Source organism: Bradyrhizobium sp. 25ACV, from assembly GCF_054863005.1.
On sequence record NZ_JAVAYO010000006.1, the window covers coordinates 253,821 to 276,754 of the forward strand.

General features: G+C 65.2%; 21 protein-coding genes. 13 read left to right on the forward strand and 8 right to left on the reverse strand.

Features of this window, described 5'->3' with window-relative positions:
- The first annotated feature begins 46 nt into the window (after positions 1-46).
- The 4 genes from RAD04_RS16425 (at position 47) to RAD04_RS16440 (ending at position 3,532) form a co-directional block, all read left to right on the forward strand.
- The gene (locus tag RAD04_RS16425; protein WP_461624594.1) at positions 47-871 is read left to right on the forward strand and encodes an enoyl-CoA hydratase; all 825 of its coding nucleotides are present in this window, start codon (positions 47-49) and stop codon (positions 869-871) included.
- A 108-nt stretch (positions 872-979) separates the two neighbouring features.
- Positions 980-1,564 carry a CoA-binding protein gene (locus RAD04_RS16430; RefSeq protein WP_461624732.1) on the forward strand — a complete coding sequence of 195 codons (585 nt, stop codon included), beginning with the start codon at positions 980-982 and terminating at the stop codon, positions 1,562-1,564.
- 149 nt (positions 1,565-1,713) lie between these two features.
- Positions 1,714-2,994, forward strand: coding sequence for an O-acetylhomoserine aminocarboxypropyltransferase (locus RAD04_RS16435; protein ID WP_092257404.1), 1,281 nt, complete (start codon positions 1,714-1,716; stop codon positions 2,992-2,994).
- 193 nt (positions 2,995-3,187) lie between these two features.
- Entirely contained in the window at positions 3,188-3,532 is a 345-nt protein-coding gene (locus tag RAD04_RS16440; RefSeq protein WP_461624595.1) for a hypothetical protein, read from the forward strand.
- Here RAD04_RS16440 and RAD04_RS16445 read toward each other — a convergent pair whose 3' ends face one another.
- A complete protein-coding gene (locus RAD04_RS16445) occupies positions 3,533-4,615 on the reverse strand; it encodes a COX15/CtaA family protein (protein WP_461624596.1) in 1,083 nt (360 codons plus the stop codon).
- A gap of 111 nt (positions 4,616-4,726) precedes the next feature.
- Here RAD04_RS16445 and RAD04_RS16450 point away from each other — a divergent pair, with 111 nt between their 5' ends.
- On the forward strand, positions 4,727-4,948 hold the full coding sequence (locus tag RAD04_RS16450; protein ID WP_091965239.1) for a DUF2842 domain-containing protein: 222 nt from the start codon (positions 4,727-4,729) through the stop codon (positions 4,946-4,948).
- Here RAD04_RS16450 and RAD04_RS16455 read toward each other — a convergent pair.
- Positions 4,932-5,975, reverse strand: coding sequence for a polysaccharide deacetylase family protein (locus tag RAD04_RS16455; protein ID WP_461624597.1), 1,044 nt, complete (start codon positions 5,973-5,975; stop codon positions 4,932-4,934). The two genes, RAD04_RS16450 and RAD04_RS16455, sit on opposite strands and share 17 nt — an antisense overlap.
- Before the next feature lie 127 nt (positions 5,976-6,102).
- On the opposite strand from RAD04_RS16455, the gene RAD04_RS16460 reads away from it, so the two are divergent.
- On the forward strand, positions 6,103-7,284 hold the full coding sequence (locus tag RAD04_RS16460; RefSeq protein ID WP_461624598.1) for a GNAT family N-acetyltransferase: 1,182 nt from the start codon (positions 6,103-6,105) through the stop codon (positions 7,282-7,284).
- Between the two features lie 177 nt (positions 7,285-7,461).
- Here RAD04_RS16460 and RAD04_RS16465 read toward each other — a convergent pair whose 3' ends face one another.
- Positions 7,462-9,762, reverse strand: coding sequence for a GumC family protein (locus RAD04_RS16465; RefSeq protein WP_461624599.1), 2,301 nt, complete (start codon positions 9,760-9,762; stop codon positions 7,462-7,464).
- 205 nt (positions 9,763-9,967) lie between these two features.
- On the opposite strand from RAD04_RS16465, the gene RAD04_RS16470 reads away from it, so the two are divergent.
- From RAD04_RS16470 to RAD04_RS16480, 3 genes are all read left to right on the forward strand, one after another.
- Positions 9,968-11,101: a glycosyltransferase family 4 protein gene (locus RAD04_RS16470; protein ID WP_461624600.1), complete on the forward strand. Its 1,134-nt coding sequence runs from the start codon at positions 9,968-9,970 to the stop codon at positions 11,099-11,101.
- 121 nt (positions 11,102-11,222) lie between these two features.
- A complete protein-coding gene (locus RAD04_RS16475; protein ID WP_461624601.1) occupies positions 11,223-12,770 on the forward strand; it encodes an undecaprenyl-phosphate glucose phosphotransferase in 1,548 nt (515 codons plus the stop codon).
- Between the two features lie 154 nt (positions 12,771-12,924).
- A complete protein-coding gene (locus tag RAD04_RS16480; RefSeq protein WP_461624602.1) occupies positions 12,925-14,175 on the forward strand; it encodes an O-antigen ligase family protein in 1,251 nt (416 codons plus the stop codon).
- Here the strand turns inward: RAD04_RS16480 and RAD04_RS16485 are convergent.
- Positions 14,150-14,620 (reverse strand): MarR family transcriptional regulator, encoded by a 471-nt coding sequence (locus RAD04_RS16485; RefSeq protein ID WP_461624733.1) that lies wholly within the window; start codon positions 14,618-14,620, stop codon positions 14,150-14,152. The two genes, RAD04_RS16480 and RAD04_RS16485, sit on opposite strands and share 26 nt — an antisense overlap.
- 147 nt (positions 14,621-14,767) lie before the next feature.
- On the opposite strand from RAD04_RS16485, the gene RAD04_RS16490 reads away from it, so the two are divergent.
- The gene (locus RAD04_RS16490; protein WP_461624603.1) at positions 14,768-15,964 is read left to right on the forward strand and encodes an FAD-dependent monooxygenase; all 1,197 of its coding nucleotides are present in this window, start codon (positions 14,768-14,770) and stop codon (positions 15,962-15,964) included.
- Positions 15,965-16,078: 114 nt separating this feature from the next.
- Here RAD04_RS16490 and RAD04_RS16495 read toward each other — a convergent pair whose 3' ends face one another.
- Genes RAD04_RS16495 through RAD04_RS16505 form a run of 3 tightly spaced genes read right to left on the reverse strand, consistent with a single transcriptional unit; the run spans position 16,079 to position 18,854 of the window.
- Positions 16,079-17,257 (reverse strand): saccharopine dehydrogenase family protein, encoded by a 1,179-nt coding sequence (locus tag RAD04_RS16495; RefSeq protein ID WP_461624604.1) that lies wholly within the window; start codon positions 17,255-17,257, stop codon positions 16,079-16,081.
- Positions 17,258-17,266: 9 nt separating this feature from the next.
- On the reverse strand, positions 17,267-18,049 hold the full coding sequence (locus RAD04_RS16500; RefSeq protein ID WP_461624605.1) for a DUF169 domain-containing protein: 783 nt from the start codon (positions 18,047-18,049) through the stop codon (positions 17,267-17,269).
- 55 nt (positions 18,050-18,104) lie between these two features.
- Complete coding sequence (locus RAD04_RS16505; RefSeq protein ID WP_461624606.1) at positions 18,105-18,854, reverse strand: YdcF family protein; 750 nt, start codon at positions 18,852-18,854, stop codon at positions 18,105-18,107.
- Positions 18,855-19,039: 185 nt separating this feature from the next.
- Here RAD04_RS16505 and RAD04_RS16510 point away from each other — a divergent pair, with 185 nt between their 5' ends.
- The 3 genes from RAD04_RS16510 to RAD04_RS16520 all read left to right on the forward strand — a co-directional run bounded on the left by RAD04_RS16510 (position 19,040) and on the right by RAD04_RS16520 (position 20,923).
- Positions 19,040-19,981 carry an acetamidase/formamidase family protein gene (locus RAD04_RS16510; protein WP_461624607.1) on the forward strand — a complete coding sequence of 314 codons (942 nt, stop codon included), beginning with the start codon at positions 19,040-19,042 and terminating at the stop codon, positions 19,979-19,981.
- A gap of 201 nt (positions 19,982-20,182) precedes the next feature.
- Positions 20,183-20,380 (forward strand): hypothetical protein, encoded by a 198-nt coding sequence (locus RAD04_RS16515; protein WP_007603456.1) that lies wholly within the window; start codon positions 20,183-20,185, stop codon positions 20,378-20,380.
- 72 nt (positions 20,381-20,452) lie between these two features.
- Positions 20,453-20,923, forward strand: coding sequence for a GcrA family cell cycle regulator (locus RAD04_RS16520; protein WP_461624608.1), 471 nt, complete (start codon positions 20,453-20,455; stop codon positions 20,921-20,923).
- Positions 20,924-21,242: 319 nt separating this feature from the next.
- On the opposite strand, the gene RAD04_RS16525 is transcribed toward RAD04_RS16520, so the two are convergent.
- Positions 21,243-22,799 (reverse strand): porin, encoded by a 1,557-nt coding sequence (locus RAD04_RS16525; protein ID WP_461624609.1) that lies wholly within the window; start codon positions 22,797-22,799, stop codon positions 21,243-21,245.
- Positions 22,800-22,934: the final 135 nt, after the last annotated feature.

Below are 22,934 nucleotides of genomic sequence, written 5' to 3' on the forward strand. Positions count from 1 at the left end.
AGTTATCTGCGTCATTCAAATGCAATAATCCAACGGAAACGCTTCGATGTCCGCCCAGGCCGCCCGCGCCCCCTCCCCGCAACCGCCGATCCTGCTGCGCGAGACCGTAGGCCCGATCGCCGTGTTGACGCTGAACCGCCCCGCCGCGCGCAACAGCCTATCGGCCGCGATGATCGCCAGCCTGCATGCGGAGCTCAATGTTATCAGCAGTGACAAGGCCGTCCGCGGCGTCGTGATCGCCGCCAACGGTCCCGCCTTCTCCGCCGGCCACGACATGAAGGAGCTGACCGCGCGCCGCACTGACCCGGATCGCGGCCGCGCCTTCTTTGCCGAGATGATGACCGCCTGCAGCGCGATGATGCAGGCGATCGTGCACCTGCCAAAGCCTGTGGTCGCATCCGTCCAGGGTATCGCGACCGCGGCCGGCTGCCAGCTCGTGGCGAGCTGCGATCTCGCCATCGCCTCGGAGGACGCGAAATTCGCAACGCCTGGCGTCGACATCGGCTTGTTCTGCTCGACCCCGATGGTGGCGCTGTCGCGCAACGTGCCGCGCAAGCAGGCGATGGAGATGCTGCTGACGGGCGAGCCTGTTGCGGCCGCGCGCGCCCGCGAGATCGGCCTCATCAACCGCGTGGTGCCCGCCGGCACCGAACGCGACGCCGCGATCGCGCTGGCGGAGCAGGTTGCGCTGAAATCGGCCTACACCGTCAAGCTCGGCAAGGAGGCGTTCTATCGCCAGGCCGAGATGAGCCTTGCGGATGCCTATCGCTATGCCGCAGAGGTAATGACCGAGAACATGATGGCGCGCGACGCCGAGGAAGGCATCGGCGCCTTCATCGAGAAGCGCACGCCAACGTGGCGGGATGAGTAGTAGCAGTTTTTATGCTGTCATTCCGGGCGGCTCGAAGAGCCGACCCGGAATCTCGAGATTCCGGGTTCGATGCTTCGCGTCGCCCCGGAATGACGAATGAAGGATCACATGAACCACGACGCCTATCCCGACAATTACATCCGCGCCATCCTCAACGGCGTGAAGTCGATCGCGATGGTCGGCGCTTCGCCGGTCAATGTGCGGCCGAGCTATTTCGCGTTCAAATATCTGGCACAGCGCGGCTACGACATGATCCCGGTCAATCCCGGCCATGTCGGCAAGGAGCTGCTCGGAAAGCCCTTTATCGCCTCGCTGTCCGACATCGGCCGTCCCATCGACATGATCGACATTTTTCGCAATTCCAGCCACATCATGCCTGTCGTCGAGGAAGCTCTCACGCTCGACCCGCTGCCGAAGGTGATCTGGATGCAGCTTGGCGCACGTGACGATTTGGCGGCAGCGAAAGCCGAGTCGGTCGGTATCAAGGTGGTGATGAACCGCTGCCCCAAGATCGAATACGGCCGCCTGTCGTCCGAGATCTCCTGGATGGGCGTGAATTCGCGCACGCTCAGCTCCAAGCGCGCGCCGGCACCGACGCAAGGCATGCGACTATCCCTCAATCGGATGAGCGTCGGCGGCGGCGACACTGCGGCCTCCGATCGTGCCGCCAAAAACAAGACCGAGCAAAGCTGACGCAATTGCGAGGGATTCATTTTGCTAACGCGACAATGCGTAGCAAGATCATTCCCAAATGGTCTTGACGTGACGCGGCGCCTTGACGGCGAGCGCGGCGGCCATCAGCATGCCGCGCGATTTCAGACCAAGAGAACAGGACGCCCTCAATGAGCGATCGCCTTCCGGGATTTTCAACCCTCGCCGTGCATGCCGGTGCACAGCCCGACCCCACCACCGGTGCGCGCGCGACTCCGATTTATCAAACGACCTCGTTCGTGTTCAACGATGCCGACCACGCCGCCTCGCTGTTCGGCCTGCAGGCGTTCGGCAACATCTATACCCGCATCGGCAATCCCACCAACGCGGTGCTGGAAGAGCGCGTCGCCGCGCTCGAAGGCGGCACGGCCGCGCTGGCGGTGGCCTCGGGCCATGCCGCACAGGTCGTGGTGTTGCAGCAATTGATGCAGCCCGGCGACGAGTTCATCGCCGCGCGAAAACTCTATGGCGGCTCCATCAACCAGTTCACGCACGCCTTCAAGAGCTTTGGCTGGAACGTGGTGTGGGCCGATCCCGACGACGTCGCGAGCTTCGAGCGCGCGGTGACGCCGCGCACCAAGGCGATCTTCATCGAGTCCATTGCCAATCCCGCCGGCAGCATCACCGACATCGAGGCAATCTCGACGGTGGCGCGGAAGGCGGGCGTGCCGCTGATCGTCGACAACACCCTGGCCTCGCCCTACCTGATCCGCCCGATCGACCACGGCGCCGACATCGTCGTGCACTCGCTGACGAAATTTCTGGGCGGTCACGGCAATTCGCTCGGCGGCATCATCGTCGATGCCGGCACCTTCGACTGGTCGACCGGCGGCAAATATCCGATGCTGTCGGAGCCGCGGCCGGAATATCACGGCATCCGCCTGCAGGAGACCTTTGGCAATTTCGCCTTCGCGATCGCATGCCGCGTGCTGGGCTTGCGCGACCTCGGCCCCGCGCTGTCGCCGTTCAACGCCTTCATGATCCTGACCGGCATCGAGACCTTGCCGCTGCGCATGCAGAAGCAGTGCGACAATGCCAAGGCGATCGCCGAATTCCTCGCCGGCCATCCGGCGGTGGCCTCGGTGAGCTATGCCGGCCTTGCGAGCGACAAGTACAACCAGCTCGCGCGCAAATACGCGCCAAGGGGCGCGGGCGCCGTGTTCACCTTCAGCCTGAAGGGCGGCTATGACGCCGGCGTCAGCCTGGTGTCGAAACTGCAGCTGTTCTCGCACCTGGCCAATGTCGGCGACACCCGCTCGCTGGTGATCCACCCGGCCTCCACCACGCACAGCCAGCTCGACGACGCCGCCAAGGTGAAGTCCGGCGCCGGCCCCGACGTGGTGCGGCTCTCGATCGGCATCGAGGACAAGGAAGACCTGATCGCCGATCTGGAGCAGGCGCTGGGGGCGTAAGCCTCACCGTCATTCCGGGGCGCGCGCAGCGCGAACCCGGAATCTCGAGGTTCCGGGTTCGGTGCTCTGCACCGCCCCGGAACGACGAGGGGAGACATTGTTGGCAGGTGTCGCATCGCCGTCGGTTAATCCTCATTAACCATATCTGCCGCATACATCGTCTTTGGATCGCCCCTTTGATTCGGAGCCGACGATGCTGCGCTGGATGGTGCCTGCCCTTGCGGCGATGCTGACGGTTTCAGCCGCCGTTGCCGCCGACTTGCCGGCCACGCCGAAGCGGCGCGCCGCCGCTCCGCCACAGGAGCCGCCGCAGGTCTATGTCGATACCGATCCGGATGCGCTGATCTCGCCCGCCTATGGCATCGGCAGCTACATCCGCAACCTGCCGGGCACACCGCTGCTGCCCGGCTCCAGCACCCTGCCGGGCTATTATGGCCGGCCCTGGAGCTACGATTATCAGGGCCCGTATTACGGCGGGAAGCAGGTCGATTACTTCTGGCGCCTGCCCTACGCCTGCGGCGTCTACGGCTATTGCTGATCAGCCGGGCTGGCTAATCGGAACCGCACGCGGCTGCGCCTCCGCAGATCGCCGCGAAGCGAGCCGTTCCACCTGCATCACCGCGAGCGTCAACACGACGATTGCAACCGCCTGGTGCGACAGCGCGAGGTCGATCGGCACCTGGTTGAGCAACGTGAGAATGCCGAGCACCGCCTGCAGGCTCACCGCCGCGAACAGCCAGAGCGCGCCGCTTGCGGCCGCACCTGCGCGCGAACCCACCGCGTCGATCGCATGCAGCGCGGCCAGCGCGAACAGCGCATAGGCGGTCATGCGGTGCTCGAACTGCACCGTCAGCACATTGTCGAACATGTTGCGCCACCACGGCGTCTCGAACCACAGCCGCTCGGCCGAGGGAATGAACGCGCCGTCGATCTGCGGCCAGGTGTTGTACGCGCGCCCGGCGCGCAGGCCCGCAACCAGCGCACCGAAATAGATCTGCGCGAACGTCACGACGAGCAGCAGCGCGCTCGTGAAGCGCAACCGCGCCGGTGCTGCGATCTGCGGCCGCTCCTTGAGCCGCCGCACCGTCCAGACGATGCCAGCGAAGATCAGGAGCGCGAGCACAAGATGCGTCGCCAACCGATATTGCGACACCTCGACCCGCTCGGTGAGACCCGAGGCGACCATCCACCAGCCGACCGCGCCCTGGAGACCGCCAAGCGCGAACAGCAACCACAGCCTGCGCTTCAATTCACCGGACAGGCCGCCGCGCCACAGGAAGAACAGGAACGGCAGCAGATAGGCGACGCCGATGAAACGGCCGAGCAGCCGGTGGCTCCATTCCCACCAGAAAATCTGCTTGAACTCGGACAGGCTCATGCCCGCATTGAGCTCGCGATACTGCGGGATCTTCTTGTAGGCCTCGAACGCCTCGGTCCACTGTGTCTCCGACAGTGGCGGCACGCTGCCCGTGACCGGCTTCCATTCGACGATCGAGAGGCCGGATTCCGTCAGCCGCGTCGCGCCGCCGACCAGCACCATCAGCGCAATCAGCGCGGCGACCGAGATCAGCCACCAGCGCACGGCGCGATGCGGGTTGGTTGGAACGGAATTCGTCGTCATTTCAGGGACAAAACCAAGCCTTGAACTTAAGAGACTTGAACCGGACTGCGTGCCCCTTATAGTCCCCCGCTCCCGCAGCGCAAGTTACGTGAAAGCCGCTAGTAGTCCGCCATGACGATCCGCACCCGCAAGTTCCTCGGCGCCATCCTGCTCCTGGTGCTGGCCACCGTCTGGGCCCTGCTCGGCATGGCGGCGGCGCAGATTCCGTGGATTGCCGAGTCCGGCTGGCGGCAGGCGATCTACTACGTGGTCGTGGGCATGGGCTGGGTGCTGCCGGCGATGCCGATCGTGAGCTGGATGCAGCGGCCCGACCGCGTCAAGTCTGGCTCGTAGCGGTCGGCCTCACCGGCGCAAACGCAACACCCGACACCAGCACGCGCAGCATGCGCAGCGAGCGCACGCGGCCGTCCCAGGAAATCCGCGGCAGCGCGCGCAGATTGGTCCGCCCCTCCGCCTCCACGATGCCCGGGATCGTCGACACCGCGCTGGCAAAGCCCGCCTCCTCCGCCATCACAACGTGGCTGCGCCGGAACGAGGTACGATCACCGAACGGAAAGGCAAAATGCGCGACATCGCGGCGGAAGGCGGATTCGGCGACAGCCCTGCCCATCGTCATCTCCCGCAGCGCCGCACTGTCCTTCATGCTGGCGAGAACCGGATAGTTCACCGTGGCGCTGCCGATCGTGACGAGCGGATCGGCGGCGAGCTTCGCCAGATCCTCCCAATCCATCGACGCCTCGCGCGAGAGCGCGGCAAGATCAACGCGGTAGCGCGTGCAGAGATCGGCGATCGCGGCTGACAGATCCGCCGGTGACAGCGAGCGCAGCCAGCTCTCGAGATGCGAGAACAGCGCCTGCTTCTCGGCATTGCCGGTGACGGTGAAGCGCTGCTCCTTGTCGCCCATCATCAGGTTGACGCGGCTCTCGCGCGCGATCACCTGTTCGAGCCCGAGCCACCAGGCCTGCCCGACACCATCGGGAAACGCGGTGGGCACGTAGACCGTGAAGGGCACGGCGTGATGCGCCAGCACCGGATAGGCAAAGTCGATGAGATCCTTGGACGCACCATCGAAGGATAGCGCCACGAAACGCCGTTTCTCCGGCAGTGTCACCGCGCGCCGGCAGACCTCGTCCATGCCGAGAAAATCGTAGTTCCAGCGCTTCAACGCGCGAATGGCGCGGTCGAGAAATTGCGGCGTGATCTCGTGCGCGCGCAACGGCTGAAACCCGCCGCGCCGCCGTGGCCGCACCCGCGCAAAGCGCAGGATGGCGCCGGCACCGCGGCTGCGCAGCGCAGCCTGGCCGGTGAACCAGGCCAGCTCGAGGCGCAGCCGTTCCAGCCATCTGTCGTCGGATGCCAATATCCCACCTTCGCGCCCCCAAGGCGCCGTTCCCTCTCCATTGTCCTTACCCTTTGTTGACATTTCTTTGCAAAGGTCGGCCACAGGCCGAATTACGTCTATTTTGATTTCTCGACAGGTTTCGCGAATGACCATGGCTGCGGCGATGCAAAGCCGGACGGCAGAAGCGCCAGCGCGGTCGAAAGCGAGCCGTATCGCGCATGTCGATATCGTCACCGATCTCGGCGCCGCCGAGGCGGTCTGGCGCTCCCTCGAGGAGCCCGGCCATCTCTTCACGCCCTATCAGCGGTTCGATCTGCTGGGCCCCTGGCAGCGACTGGTCGGCGAGCGCGAGGGTGCGCGGCCCTTCGTCGTGATCGCCCGTGACGCCGATCACACGCCATTGATGCTGCTGCCGCTCTCGCTGCGCCAAAGCCACGGCGTGCGCACGGCCTGCTTCATGGGCGGCAAGCATACGACCTTCAACATGGGCCTGTGGAACGCCGCGTGTGCTGCGCAGACCACTGCCGCCGATCTCGATACGCTGCTTGCGCCGCTGCGCGAGCACATCGACGTGCTCGCGCTGACGCAGCAGCCGCAGCGCTGGCACGGCCAGCAGAACCCGTTTGCCCTATTGCCGCGGCAGAGCCCGATCAACGGCTGTCCGCAACTGGTGATGGAGCCGGGCGGACCGCCGGCATCGCGGATCAGCAACTCCTTCCGCCGCCGCCTCAAGAGCAAGGAAAAGAAGCTCCAGGCGCTCGCCGGCTATCGTTATCACCTTGCCACGTCAGACGCCGACGTCACCCGCCTGCTCGACTGGTTCTTCCGCGTCAAGCCGGTGCGGATGGCAGAACAGAAGCTCCCGAACGTCTTCGCCGAGCCGGGCGTCGAACAGTTCGTCCGCAGCGCCTGCCTTGCACCGCGCAGCGAAGGCCGCGTCATCGACATCCATGCGCTCGAATGCGACGACGAGGTGATCGCGATCTTCGCCGGCGTCGCCGACGGCGAGCGCTTCTCGATGATGTTCAACACCTACACGATGTCCGAGCACGCCCGCTACAGCCCCGGCCTGATCCTGATGCGCTACATCATCGATCGCTACGGCGAGCGCGGCTACCGTTCGCTCGACCTCGGTATCGGTTCGGACGACTACAAGCGGATGTTCTGCAAGGACGACGAAGATATCTTCGACAGTTTTGTTCCGCTGACCTCGCGCGGCAAGCTGGCGGCGATGGCGATGTCCTCACTCAGCCACGGCAAGCGGCTGGTGAAGCAGAACCAGATGCTGTTCGATCTGGCCCGGCGGCTGCGGCAGGCGTTCGGGTAATATCTCTCCGCGAACGCCGATATCGTAGGGTGGGCAAAGCGACTTGTCCGCCGTAGCTCGCAGAGCGAAGGCGGAAGCGTGCCCACCTCTTTTGTTACCGCATTGGACAGGTGGTGGGCACGGCGCAAACGCGCCTTTGCCCACCCTACGATTTCGAGTGCGCGGAGAAAGAAGAGCCTACGCCGCCACCACGCGCGGCGCATCCACCGCATCCGAAGCCTGCACCGGCTTGCTCAGCATGGTCACCTCGCTGAAGCCGACCGCCTTCAGCTGCTCGCACATCAGCGTGCGCGCATCGCTCGCCATCGAGGCATCGGGCACCACGACGGCGCGGGCATGCGCCGTCAGCAGTTCGGCCGGAAGGTCGGAGGCGCTGCCGGCGTCGATCAGCACGTGATCATAGGCGCGCAGCAGCGCGTCGATGGCGAGCGTCACCCGCGGCGATTGCAGCACGCTGCGGTCGAAGCCGGGACGGCCGGCCATGACGAGATGCAGCCGCGATAGCTTGTCCCGGGTGATGATTTGCGCGAACGACGCCTCGCCCTGCATCAGCTCGGCAAGGCCGGGCGCCGAAGCATCAACGGAGACCGCGGCAATCGTCGGCGAGGACGCGGTGAGATCGACCACGACGACGCGCGCCTCGCGCGCCAGATGACGGGCAAGCGTCAGCGTCGACAGCGTGATGGCTTCACCGACCGCGGTGCCGAGCACCGTGACCTTCCTCGCCGCAGCGCCCGCGGCGCGCAGGCTGCCGGCCAGATTCTCGATCTCGGTGAATTCGGTGACGTCGGCATCATCGGTCATCTCCGGCTGAAGCGGCGCGGTCTCCGCCATGACCGGATCGGCGATCGGCTCGACCTCGGGCCGGACAACTGGCTGGACGACAGGTTGGACGACCGGTTCCTGGCGCAGCGGTGCCTGCGTTTGCACCGGGCCGAACGCGGCCACCGTGCGCGGCGCGGTCTGGCGCAACAGCGCGCCGGTGACGACGACGCCGGACGAGAGCAGCAGCGTCGCGATCGTCGCGATCAGCACGATCGGCAGCTTCTTCGGATAGGCCGGCGTGTTCGAGACGATGGCGCGCGAGATGATGCGGCCGTCGGTCGGCGCCGTGTCGATGGTCTCGCGGGTATTGGCCTCGCGGTACTTGGCGAGATAAGTCTCGAGCAGATCGCGCTGCGCCTTGGCCTCGCGCTCCAGCGCGCGGAGCTGGACGTCCTGGCCGTTGGTCGAGGTCGCCTGCTTCTTGAGCTGCTCGAGGCTCACGGTCAGGCCATCGACCCGGCCGCCGGCGATGCGCGCGTCGCTTTCGAGCGAGCGGGAGATCTTGGCCGCTTCGTCGCGGATTTGATTGTCGAGATCGCCAAGCTGCGCCTTCAGCTCCTTGATCCGGGGGTGATTGCCAAGCAGTGTCGACGACTGCTCGGCGAGCTGCGCACGCAGCGTGACGCGCTGCTCGGACAACCGCCGCATCAATTCGGAGTTCACGACCTCGGAGGCCTCGATCGGCTTGCCGCTCTGGAGCATCTCGCGGATCAGGCGCGCCTTGGATTCCGCGTCTGCCTTCAGCGCGCGCGCGTTGTTGAGCTGGGTGTTAACCTCGCCCATCTGCTGGTTCGACAGCGTGGTGTTGTTAGTGCCGACGAACAGGCTCGACTTGGAGCGGAAATCCTCGACCCTGGCCTCGGCGTCGGAGACCTTCTTGCGCAGGCTCTCGATCTCGCCGGCGAGCCACTGGCTGGCGTTCTTGGCCTGCTCCTGGCGCGCGCCCTGCTGGAGCACGAGATAGCCGTCGGCGATCGAATTGGCGACGCGCGCTGCAAGGTCCGGATCGGCGGACTGGAATTCGACCACGATCACGCGCGACTTGTCGACGGCGTAGGCCTGGAGACGATCGTAATAGGCATCGAGCACGCGCTCTTCCGGCGTCATCGAAAACGGATCGCGGCCGATACCGATCATCGCGGCCAGCGACTTCAGCGGCGAGATGCCTTGCAGCACCGGATCGAATTCGGGGCGTTCGGCGAGCTTGTTCTTCTTGATGATCTCCCGCGCCAGATCGCGCGACAGCACCAGCTGCACCTGGCTGGTGACGGCCTCGGCGTCGAGCGCCTGCCGCTCCTCGGTGCGGTCGCTGCTCGGGCGCAGGAACACGTTCTCGCGGCCATCGATGAGGATGCGCGATTCGGACTTGTAGCGCGGCGTGACGAGGTTGACGACGGCGACGGAGGCGACGAGCGCCAGCACCGTCGGCACGATGATCCAGCCGCGCTTGCGCGCCAAGGCCGCGCCGAGCGCGTGCAGATCGATATCGCCGGATTCGACTTGGGCCTGCTTGGTGACGACCGGCGCAGGCTTTGGTTCAAGCCTGACTTCAGCCTTGGTCTCGACCTCGGGCGCGACTTCGGGTTTGGCCTTCGAGACGGCCCGCGCAACCACGGCCTTGTCCTTGCCGGCACGCCAGAACGCTAAACGCATCGAACACTCCCGCAGGGGCAACGCTACTAAGCTAGCTCAACCGGGGCGATTACACTCCATTAAGGTTGCCGCTGGGTTAATCGCGGCATGCGGCGACGTGCGCAGGCGCACTCGTCACCGTTTGTTAACCACGAGGGCCCTTAATCCGTCTCGATATTTTCCTAGGAATTGTTCGGCATTCGCCGTCGAGCGCTGGTTTTGATTCATGCCCCCCTCTCCTGACCGGCCGCTTCGTATCCTGCACGCCGTGCGTGCTCCGGTCGGCGGCATCTTCCGCCACATCCTCGACGTCGCCAACGGCCAGGTCGATCGCGGCCACCATGTCGGCATCCTCGCCGACAGCCTCACCGGCGGCGAGCGCGCCGACAAGGCCCTTACCGAGCTCGCGCCGCGGCTGAAGCTCGGCGTGCACCGGCTCGCGATCCGCCGCGAGCCGTCGCCGGACGATGTCCTGGTCTGGCTTCGCATGCGGCGCCTGATCGCCACGCTCAAGCCCGATGTCATGCACGGCCACGGCGCCAAGGCCGGCGCCTTCATCCGGATGCGACGACGCTCCGACGACACCATCCGCATCTACACGCCGCATGGTGGCTCGCTGCATTATCCTCTCAACACCTTCAAGGGCGAGTTTTACGCGCGGCTGGAGCGGACGTTGATGGACGCGACCGACCTGTTCCTGTTCGAGAGCGCATTCGCTCGCGACACCTATCAACGCATCGTCGGTACGCCCAAGGGCGTGGTGCATTGCGTCTTCAACGGCGTCACTCCCGAGGAGTTCGAGCCCGTCGTGACCACCGAAGATGCGACCGACCTCGCCTATGTCGGCGAGTTCAGGCACATCAAGGGCGCCGATCTCCTGGTCGATGCCGTGGCGCGCCTGCACGAGGGCGGCAAGAAGGTCACGCTGACGCTCGGCGGCGACGGCGAGGAAACGGCGGCGCTGAAGGCGCAGGTCGAAAGGCTCGGCCTCACCCATGCGATCCGCTTCATCGGCCACGTCAAGGCGCGCTACGGCTTCTCAAAGGGCCGACTGCTCGTCGTGCCCTCGCGCGGCGATTCCATGCCCTATGTCGTGATCGAGGCCGGCGCGGCCGGCATTCCCATGATCGCATCGCGCATCGGCGGCATCCCCGAGATCTTCGGCTCCGAGAGCCCGGCCCTGTTCGCGCCGAGCAATGCCGAGGCCATGGCCGAGGCGATCGCCGCAGCGCTCGATGATCCGCAGACCACCGCGCAGCGCGCCGTGTCCTTGCGCGAACGCATCTCGGCGCATTTCTCGCAAGCCGCCATGGTCGACGGCGTGATCGCCGGCTATCGCCACGCATTTGCCAATCATTAACCATCCTTAAGCCCGTTTTAGAAAATCTTCCGATTTGTTCGATAATCGAAGGACCAGGGGATGCCGCCCGGGGCGCCAACGCTATTGGCCCGCGGGTGCTTGAAATTGGACGTGGACGCCCGTGGAACCGCTCAACGCACGCTCGATGCTCGATGCCGCGACCAGCGCCGCGGCGAAACCCGCTGACCAACCCTTCGTGGAGCGCCGCCGCCGGCTCTCGCCCGCAGCCCTCGACGTCGTCAACCAGAAGGTCGCCCGCGCCTATTCGCCGATCGTGATCGCCGGCTTCGTGCGCGTCGCCGACTTCGCGCTGCTGAGCCTCGTCGGTATCGCGCTCTATGTCGGCTATGTCATGCCGCTCTCCGGCTTCAGCTGGGTCTATCCCGCCGAGGTCATCGCCGTATCGATCGCGGCCGTGGTCTGCTTCCAGGCCGCCGACATCTATCAGGTGCAGCTGTTCCGCGGGCAGCTCCGGCAGATGACACGGATGATCTCGTCCTGGTCGTTCGTCTTCCTGCTGTTCATCGGCATCTCCTTCTTCGCCAAATACGGCAGTGAAATCTCGCGGCTGTGGCTGGCCGCGTTCTACTTCCTCGGGCTCGCCGCGCTGCTCGCCGAGCGTCTGGTGCTGCGCTCGCTGGTGCGCGGCTGGGCGCGCCAGGGCCGGCTCGACCGCCGCACCATCATCGTCGGCTCCGACAGCAATGGCGAGCAGCTGGTCGAAGCGCTGAAGGCGCAGGAGGATTCCGACATCCACGTGCTCGGCGTGTTCGACGACCGCAACGACAGCCGCGCGCTCGACAGCTGCGCCGGCGCGCGCAAGCTCGGCAAGGTCGACGACATCGTCGAATTCGCCCGCCGCACCCGCGTCGATCTCGTGCTGTTCGCGCTGCCTATCTCGGCGGAGACGCGCATCCTCGAAATGCTGAAGAAGCTCTGGGTGCTGCCGGTCGACATCCGCCTCTCCGCGCACACCAACAAGCTGCGCTTCCGGCCCCGCTCCTATTCTTATCTCGGCGAGGTGCCGACGCTCGACGTGTTCGAGGCGCCGATCACCGACTGGGATTTGGTGATGAAATGGCTGTTCGACCGCGTCGTCGGCAGCCTCGCGCTGCTCGTGGCGCTGCCGGTGATGGGACTGGTGGCGCTGGCGGTGAAGCTCGACAGCCCCGGCCCGGCGCTATTCCGCCAGAAGCGCTTCGGGTTCAACAACGAGCGCATCGACGTCTACAAGTTCCGCTCGATGTACCACCATCAGGCCGATCCGACCGCCTCCAAGGTCGTGACCAAGAACGATCCGCGCGTCACCCGCGTCGGCCGCTTCATCCGCAAGACCAGCCTCGACGAGCTGCCGCAGCTCTTCAACGTGGTCTTCTCCGGCAACCTCTCCCTGGTCGGTCCGCGCCCGCATGCGGTGCAGGGCAAGCTGCAGAGCCGGCTGTTCGACGAAGCCGTCGACGGCTATTTCGCCCGCCACCGCGTCAAGCCCGGCATCACCGGCTGGGCCCAGATCAACGGCTGGCGCGGCGAGATCGACAACGAAGAGAAGATCCAGAAGCGCGTCGAGTTCGACCTCTATTACATCGAGAACTGGTCGGTGCTGTTCGACCTCTACATTCTCCTGAAGACGCCGATCTCGCTGCTGACCAAGAACGAGAACGCGTATTGAGTTTCCGTCATGCCCCGCGAAAGCGGGGCATCCAGTACGCCGCGGCGCCGGCCGTCGTCTCCAATGGCCCCACGGAGTACTGGATCGCCCGGTCAAGCCGGGCGATGACAGCGGTGTTTGTGGCGTGTGAGTTGCGTAAGCGTATGAGCATGTGATGGCGTATGCGGCGACAGCCGGTGAAGTGAACGTAGCCGTGCCGGCTGCGCCCGGCGTGCTGGCGCTGCAGCGCGCGCTGGTGTGGCTGGTCGGCGCCTCCGGCGCGGTCGTCTTCATCGAGCCGAGCCCCTACGAGATCATGACGCTGCTCGCGGCCGTCACGTTCTTCGCCACCGGCCTGAGGCTGCGGCTCGCGCTGATGCCGCTGGTGCTGATGCTGGTCCTGCTCAATGTCGGCTACACCATCAGCGCGATTCCGCTGTTCGAGCAGTCCGAGGTGGTGAGCTGGATCGCGACCTCATGGTACATGGCGGTGACCGTGGTGTTCTTCGCCATGGTCACGTCCGAGGATACCGCGGCCCGGCTCGACATGCTCCGCCGCGGCCTCGTGGTCGGCGGAATGATCGCTTCACTGCTGGCGGTCGCCGGCTATTTCCACCTGGTGCCCGGCGGCAACGACCTTCTCACCCTCTACGGCCGCGCGCGCGGCACGTTCAAGGACCCGAACGTCCTCGGCGCCTTCCTGATCCTGCCCGCGCTGTTCTCGCTGCAGAGCGTGGTTTCGGACAGACTGGGGAAGGCGTTCCGCAACGTCTTCGCCTTCGGCATCATGTCGCTGGCGATCCTGCTCGCCTTCTCACGCGCCGCCTGGGGCGGCCTGGTGCTGACCTCCGCCTTCATGCTGGCGCTGATGGTGCTGACCAGCCGTACCAACGCGCAGCGTTCGCGCATCATCATCATGGCGATCGTGGCCGCGGTGCTGGGGCTGGCGCTGATCGCGGTGCTGCTGTCGTTCGATTCCACCGCCGAGATGTTCAAGCAGCGCGCGAGCTTCGACCAGAGCTACGACGAGGGCCGCTTCGGCCGGTTCGGCCGCCACATCCTCGGTGCGGAGATGGCGCTCGACCTGCCGTTCGGCATCGGCCCGCTGCAATTCCACCGCTTCTTCCCCGAGGACACCCACAACTCCTATCTCAACGCCTTCATGTCCGGCGGATGGCTCTCCGGCGTGTGTTATCCCGCGCTGGTCTTCACCACCGTCATCATGGGCTTCCGGCACATCTTCGTCCCGGTGCCCTGGCAACGTGCTTATCTCGCAGTGTTCGCCGCCTTCGTCGGCACCGTCGGCGAGAGCTTCGTGATCGACACCGACCACTGGCGGCACTTCTGGATGATGCTGGGCGCGATGTGGGGCATGATCGCGGCCGCGCAGATCTACAAGATCAGGGACGACGCTTCGTCAACTTGAGAGCCGGACGCTTTTCCGGTGGCGTGTCGAGGAGGCCCTTCAGCGCCTCGGTCGCCGCGAGCACGCCCTTGTAGCCTTCGTTGGCGAAACGCAGCAGCAGCCGCAATTCCTCGTCGGAATAGCCGCCGAATACCTTCTCCATCGCCTGCTGCATCGGCACGTAGAATTGGCCGATCTTCATCGCCGCGTCCGGCACGACGGCGATGAAGACCTTGCGGCGGTCCTTCTCGTCGCGTTCACGGCGCACCAGGCCAGCCTTTTCGAGCCGGTCGACCACGCCGGTGATGGCACCCGTCGTGAGGCCCGTGACCTCGGCGAGCCTCCCTGCGGTGACGCGCCCCTCGAGATACAGGATGTCCATGCATTCGAGATCGGAATTGGCAATTCCGGCAACGTTGGCAACGGTTTGGCCATAGAGCACGCCCTGCGCCGACGACCGGCGCATCGCCTCCTCGAGCTCCTGCAGCAGCGCGTTGCGCGCCTTCGTCCTTGACAAGGCCGACCTCATATCTTAGGCGATATATATCTTAGCCACTAAGAGATTTAGCGACCGTAATTCCTCCTAGCACCACGGAAACGTCGGGAGCAAGCCATGTCCTATCGACCACGCAAGGCCCTGATCATCGGCGCCGGCATTGCCGGACCCGTGGCCGCGATCCTGCTCCGCCGCGCCGGCATCGAGTCCGCGATCTACGAGGCCTGGCCCTATTCCAAGGGCATCGGCGGCGGGCTGCAGATCGCGCCGAACGGCATGCATGTGATGGACGAGATCGGGCTGGCGAACGAATTGATCAGCCGCGGCTCGGTCGCGGAGGCCTTCGACTTCTATTCGCAGGGCGGCGCGAGGCTCGGCTCGATCAACCGCGACATGGAGCGGCGCTTCGGCCAGCCCGCGGTGAACGTCTGCCGCGCCACGCTGAACGAGATCCTGATCGACAAGGCCTGGTGCGCCTGCGTTTCGCTCTATTTCGAGAAGCGATTGATCAAGATCGAGGACCGCGGCGACCAGCCGATCATCGCCTATTTCGCCGACGGCACCACGGCCGAGGGTGACTTCCTGATCGGCGCCGACGGCGTGCACTCGATCACACGTCGACAGGTGGTGCCGGATGGACCGCAGCCGTTCAACACCGGACTGCTCGGCTTCGGCGGCTTCGTGCCGCATGCCGTGCTCGACGGCAGATCGATCGGCCGGCACGTCGAGACAACGTTCGGCCAGAGCGGCTTCTTCGGCTATGGCTATTGCAGCCCCGATCCCAAAGACGGCGTGATGTGGTGGAGCACGCAGCCAGCGCACGGCATGGACGCCGCGATGTTCCGGGCGCTCGACCCGTCGACGCTGAAGCAGCATCTGCGCGGCTTCCACCGCGGCTGGCACGATCCGATCCCCGACATCATCGAGGCCGCCGAGAACATCGTGGTCACCGACACGCTGGACGTCGCGACCCTTCCGACCTGGTCGCGCAAGCGCTCGCTGCTGATCGGCGATGCCGCGCATGCGACCAGCCCCCATGCCGGCCAGGGCGCATCGCTGGCGCTCGAGGACGCGATGCGGCTTGCCCGCCTGATGCAGGAGGGCCAGGAGCTCGGCGCCACCTTTAGGGCATTCGAGGCCGAGCGTCGTCCGCGCACCGAGAAGATCGTCGCGATGGCGCGCCGCAACGGCAACAGCAAGCGCGAGTTCAGCGCCACCGGCGCGTGGGTGCGCAATCAGATGCTGAAATGGCTGTTGCCGCTGGGATCGAAGAGTATGGAGTTCATGTACGCGTATGACGCGCGGGCGGCGTAAGCGGCACGAACGCTGCCGTAGGGTGGGCAAAGCGCAGCGTGCCCACCATCTCTCTCCAATCGGGACAATGGTGGGCACGGCGCGTTGCGCCTTTGCCCACCCTACGGCACCGAGCTAGCTCTCCACGGTGAACGTCAGCCCCGCATTGTCCCGCAGCCGCTTGATCAGCTTGTGCTGCATCGCTGCGCCCGGGGTCCAGAAGCCGGCCGGAACGTCCCCCGCGTCGCGGAGCAGGCAGGTCGCGCATTCGGAGATCATCTTCGAGGTCGAACCATAGCCGGGATCGCGGTCGCCGGTGACGCCGGCGCGGACCTGGCGGCCATCCGGCGCGATCGCAACATAGAGCAGGTTGAACAAACCGTTCTCGCGCTCTTCCTTCGACGGCCCCTCGCCCGGCTTCGGCGCGTTCGGGCCGGTCTTCTCGGCATTGACCGCCATCACGCGCTTCGCGTTGGCCTCGCCCTTCTCGCCGGGACCGGTCAGGACCATCTCGTCGTAGACGAAGTCCTGGCCGTAGGGAAAGCCCATCAGCATGTTGGAGCGATGGACGTTGCGCGTGTTGATCAGCGCCATCATGAACGGCGCGGCCCAGGATTGCAGATCCTCCTCGTAGGCCGCTCTATTGCCTTTCGGCTGCTTCGGACCGGTAAATCCGGGCGTCAGCGCGAAATGGTCGTTGAGGATGGCGACGAGGCTGAGATCCTTGGCGACGGCATCGAAGGTCGCTTTCGCGCTCGCCGCGGTACCGCCGGACAGCGTGCCGCGCATGTCGCGCACGCGGCCCTTGACGCGCGCGGCCGGCGCGCCGAACACGCGCCTGGCCTCTTCCTGCACGAAGAATGTGCCGAGCTCGAACGGCACGGAATCGTAGCCGCAGGAAAAAACGATGCGCGCGCCGCTCGCCTTGGCCGCCGCGTCGTACTTGTCGATCATCTGCCGCATCCAGACCGGCTCGCCGCAGAGATCGAAATAGTCTGTGCCCTGTGCAACGCAGGCTGCGAGCAGCTCTTCACCGTAGAATTGATACGGTCCGACCGTCGTGATCACCGATCTGGTCTGCGCCACCATCGCCTTCAGCGAGGCTGCGTCAGACGCATCCGCCACGATCAGCGGCGTATCCGCGGGCGCGCCGATCGCGTCGCGCACCGATTTGAGCTTGTCCAGGCTACGGCCCGCCATCGCCCATGTCAGCGCCTTATCGTCCTTGTAGTGTGCCGCCAGATACTCGGCGACGAGCTGGCCGGTGAAACCGGTCGCGCCGTAGACGACGATGTCGAATTTCGCAGAGCTCATGATTGGCCTTTACTTCTTCGCGTAACTCACGCCCATGCCGGCACGGACGTCGCTTTGAATGCCATAGGGCGGGATCGGATAGCGCAGGCCGTTCTTGGCCAGCGCCTTCATGCCTTCAATTGCCTTGGCGAGATGCGACGGCTTCAAGGCCATCAGCATCTCCTCGTCCGGCACGCCGCCATAGCGCCGTTCGGCATAACATGGCAAGGACAGGCTGGGCTCCCCGGTCTTGAGCGCCCGCCCCCAGGAATCCGCGCAGGCGGTTTCGCCGACGACACCCCATTCGAACTTCTTGTAGCCGGTATATTGCAGCCCGTTGATCAGGATGATCATCTGCCCGGGAGTCGCATAAACCAGGCAGATGTCGGGCGGATCGAGCCGGCCGCTGGCGAGCGGACTGACGGCGAGCGCCTGATAGTGTCCGAACGGAACCACGTCCAGCGCCTCCTGGCGCTTGCGCGCGTCTTCCGCCGTGCCGTGCCAGACCCCGACATAATTTTCGCCGGCGAGCCATTTCTCGTCCTGGGGGCTGAGCCCGATCACCGCGCGGCACTGTGCGCCGACAAGGTCGTCGGCGGTGATGCCGACGGTCCAGCCCAGGCGCGCGGCCATGCTGACGATCTGGTCGGTGGTGTGGATCGCATTCGGCCGCCGGATTTTCGGGATCGCCTCCATCTCTGCCGCTTGCGCAAACAGCTTCATGCCGATCACGGTCGTCTTCAGCCGCAGCAGGCTGTTGAGATCGGCGACGACGCCGCCAAGATCGATGCTGTCTGCACTTTGCTGTTGCATGGCTTCCTCCGGCCCGGCGATCGTGCGCCGTGTGTTCTTGTTTTGCAGCTCCGTTCTAGTCCTTGCCCGGTCCCGGAAGCAACTCGCCGGTCCGGCCCATCAGACGGTAGGCCAAAAGGCCGATCCACTCGCGCACTGCAACTTCGGTTCGGCCCAGCCCATCCGCGCCCATATTGGTGAAGGAGAACAGATCGTCACGCCCGCCCATCCGCCAGTCCACGGGATAGGCCTCGACGTCAAATCCGGCCTTGCGGAAGATCCCCATCGAGCGCGGCATGTGGAAGGCCGACGTCACCAGAAGCCAGCGCTCGCCCGGCTTCGGCGTTACCAGCTGTTTCGTGAAGATCGCATTCTCCCAGGTGTTGCGGGAGCTCCGCTCCAGGATGAGGCGCTGCTTCGGTATGCCGAGATTTTCCAGGATCGGCGCGGAATAGTCGGCCTCCCTCGCGTCGGTCGCGACCAGGTTCGCGGTCCCCCCGGTAAAGACGATGCGCGCATTCGGATAGCGGCGCGCGAGCTCGGCCGGCGCAAACAGACGATCGGCTGCGTGCGCGACCACGGGCGTGCGATGCGCCGCCGACAGATCGGTGTCGACCGAGCCGCCGAGCACGATGATGCCGTCGGGCGCGCCGCGTGCGGGGTCCCACGCCGGAAACCGCGACTCCAGCGGATAGATCAGGAGATTGCCGAGCGGCGAGAACGCCGCCAGCGCCAGCAGCACCAGCGTGATCACCGCAAGCTTGCGGCCGAGCGCGGCAAAGCGCGTCGCCATCAGCAGCAGCGAGACGATGCCGAGCTCGACCATGAAGTTGATCGGCAGCAGCGCGGTGCCAAGCGTCTTGGAAAGGACGAAAAACAGGGGAGCCTCGCTGGAATGAACTGGCCGGTCCGCGCGGGGCTTGACCTGCCCGGCGATCTTCAGAAATCTTCTTGAAAGAGGATCGATCGCCGGGTCAAGCCCGGCCTGATGAAAGCGACCGGACGCGGCAAATGACCCATCACCACCTGCATTCCAGCTCCAAAACCTGCCATTGGGGCTTCTTCGAAGCCGCGCTCAAGCCCGTGCTGACGATCAAAAGCGGCGACGAGGTGACGGTCGACACCATCAGCGGCGGCCCCGACATGCTGCCCGACCGCGACAAGTTTCACATTCCCCCCGAGATGTTCGAGGTTCACGCCAACAACGAGCGCATGCTGCCCGGCCACATCCTCACCGGCCCGATCGCGGTCGAAGGCGCCGAGCCCGGCGACGTGCTCGCCGTCGAGATCCTCGACGTCCAGCTCCGGCAGGACTGGGGCTGGAACATGATCAAGCCGCTGTCCGGCACCCTGCCCGACGATTTCCACGAGACCCGCATCCTGAACATCCCGCTCGACCGGGCGCGGATGGTCGGCCGCATGCCGTGGGGCCTCGACCTGCCGCTCAAGCCGTTTTTCGGCGTGATGGGCGTGTCGCCGCCCCCTGGCTGGGGCCGCATTTCCTCGCTAATCCCGCGCGCCATGGGCGGCAATCTCGACAACAAGGAGCTCGGCGCCGGCGCCACGCTCTATTTGCCGGTGTTCGTGTCGGGGGCGATGTTCTCCTGCGGCGACGGCCATGGCGTGCAGGGCGACGGCGAGGTCTGCGTCACCGCGATCGAGACCGCGCTGCAGGGCCGCTTCCGCCTGACGCTGCGCAAGGACCTGAAGTTCGACTATCCCCGCGCCGAAACGGCAACCCACTACATGACCATGGCGATGGACCCCGATCTCGACCAGTGCGTGGTGCGCGCGCTGCGGGACATGATCGCGCTGCTCGGCGAGCGGCGAAACCTGTCGCGCGAGGACGCCTACACGCTGTGCAGCCTGGCCGCCGATCTCAGGGTGACCCAGACCGTCAACGGCGCCAAGGGCATCCATTGCATGATCGAAAAGGCGATCGTGCACGGCTGAGCCCGGCCCGCTCCTCCCCGACCTGTTGACGCCACGCCGCCGCCGGGACTCCCGTGCGGCGCGCCTCGTCGCGTCTAATTCCCGTGCGATTCCAACATGCTGAGCATCAAGCTCAGCCTGCATTTGACTTCCACCCCCGAACCTAAATAGAGTCTTAATCGTTACTTTTATGTACCCGAGTAAGAGGCTAGCGTTCGGGCCATGGCCACCGAAAAAGCCGAGACTGACCGTATTCCCGTAACCTTGGCGCTCTCGACCATCACCTATTTGGAGAAGCTGGTGAGACAGGGCACCCACGGCACAAGCGTTCCCGGCGTCGCACGTACCCTGATCGAGGAAGGCATCCGTCTCGCCATCAAGGACGGGCTGCTGTCGATTCGCGACAATGGCAGGACGTGAGCGCGCGCCGAACGTGAACGGACCGATCTCGGCAAGGCGGATGGCTACATCTGCAACCTGGGACCGTGACACATGCCTGTTCTTTCACCCACCTGGACCGACGATCGCATCGAACTTCTGAAGCGGCATTTCGAGGCCGGGCTCTCCTGCCGCGAGATCGCCGCCGATATCGGCGTCAGCCGCAACGCGGTGATCGGCAAGCTGTCCCGCCTCAATCTCACGCGCGGCCGCACCTTCGACGAGCGCAAGGTTCAGGACAGGCCCGCGCGGGCGCCGAGAGCCGTGCCGCGGCTGCAATATGAGATGCTCGCCACGATCTATGGCGAGACCGACGCACCCGTGACCACAGGTCCGATCGACGACGCCAATCGCTGCTCGCTGATGGAGCTGGCCGAGAACCGCTGCCGTTGGCCGATCTCGACGCCGGGCGCCGAGGATTTCTGCTTCTGCGGCAACGCCGCGCCCGACGCTCAGCCCTATTGCGCCGGCCACAGCCGCCTCGCCTACCGGCCGAACTCACGCGCCCGCGTGATGCGCGGTTAGCATCTGTTTGACCCGTTTTCTTGACGCGAACCGGTATCCACGTCGCTCGAAAACGCCGTGCCTCCCAAAAACGAAAAACCTCCGGCGGGGCATCGCCGGAGGTTTCTGGAGGCTTAGCGTGAAGCTAAGAGCCGCAACTTTCGTATTTGGCTTGGAGATATATAGCTTAGTAACTCATGTAAGTAAATAAATCTGAGGCGATTGAATCGCATAGCTCGTCTTCGCCGTCTGCACGGACGGACGGATTGTGAAGATCTCCGCAAAGAAAAAGCCCCGGCGGTCTCCCGCCGGGGCTCTGTCGCATCGAGGGACGTTAAGCTTACCAGTTGCGCTGGGCGCGCAGCAGCATGCTGTAGGTGTCCTGGTCCTTCAGCTCGTAGGTCGCCGCCGGCTTGGCGACGCCCGTCAGTGCTCCGGTCGTGATCACACCCGAATACTTCTGGTCGAGATGGCTGTAGGTGAAGTCAGCCGAGAAGGTCAGGTTCTTCACCGGCGTCCAGCGGGTGATGACACCGACCTGGCCGATGTTGAAGTCCGGGTTGCAGGAGCCGGTCAGGGTGGCGAACGCCGCGCTGCCGCAGATCATGCTCTTCGCCGTGCCGCTGTAATTGACCGCAGCCCACGCGCCGTAGAGCGCCGTGTTCCAGTACGGGCTCCAATTGTGGGTGAAGGCACCCCGGAAGCCGTAGGTCTTGGTCAGCTCGAGCTGGCCGCCTGGTCCGAACACCGCGTCGGACACGCCGGCGAAGCCGATGCTCTGATAGGCGGCGTTCGAGCTGCCGAACATCGAGTAGCTGGTCGCGGCCAGCTCCTGGAAGTTGTAGCGGCTCGCGCCTTCGGTGTAGACGCCCGAGATGTTGATCACGTCGCCGGCGCCGGTCGGGATGTTCTTGATGCCCAACGCGAGCTGAACGGCCCAGCCCCACTTGTCTTCGGGATGACCGGTCACTTCAGTCGCACCGTAATAGGCGACATGGTTGTCGTGCGCGGCGACCGACGCCTGGAACAGGCCCCAGGCCTGGTCAACGCGAACCATGGCGACGAGGTCGGGCGCGCGGGTGCCGCCGAGATCGTTCGAGCCGTAGGCACCGCCGAGAACGCCGGTGGTGGACATGCCGGCCGTGTTCCAGATGTTGGTCTGGAACACCTGCGTCTGGTCCTGCGCCGAGAATGCAGCCGTGATGCCCTGACCGAAATCGGCGGTGTAGGTGAACTGGGTCACGCCGTTGGTGGTGCCGCTGCCGCCGACGAGCTGGTCGAAGTTGTTGCCGGGATAGTTGATCCAGGGCGCGTCGAACTGCGACACGGCCTTGCCCATGGTGAAGCCGGCGAACTGGATGAAAGCGTAATAGACGCCGAGCGCACCGCCCGAGGTGTTGCCGTCGGTGCCGTTGATGTTGCCGCCGCCCGAGCCGGTGAGGCCGGTGCCGGCCGCGTTGAGGCCGATCGTGCCGCTGTACTGGGTCGCGCCCGTGCCCGAACCGGTCCCGCCATAGCTGCCGGTCGTCCAGGTGAAGACCGCGTCGAAATAGGTGCGGACCACGCCGTACTCGGTCGCGGTGCGCGTGTCGATGTTGAGGTCTTCACGAGCGCGCATCGAGTAGTAGTTGGTGAGGCGGTTGTTGGCCGCGAACACGCCGTTGTACTGGGCGCTGTAATTGCCGCCGGCGTTGAGCGCCACTTCGGCACGCACATAGCCGCCGAGCTTGATGCAGGTGTCGCTGCCCGGGATGTAGTAGAAGCCCGCGCCGTACAGCGTGCAGATCTTGACGTACTCGACTGCCTTGGCCTTGACCGGAAGATCGGCCGCCTGGGCTCCACCGACGGCGATCAGGCCCGCCGCAGTGCCGAGCAAAAGGCTCTTCACCACTTTCATCTCAAAAACCTCCAAGTTGCTCATTTTACGGAGACCGGACCGTGAGGCCCCCCAAGATCCCCGTCTCCATCAATCCGCTCGGCCGCTTTCGGACACACCCGCTTCGACGCGAGCAACGTGAGCGAACCACCTGCA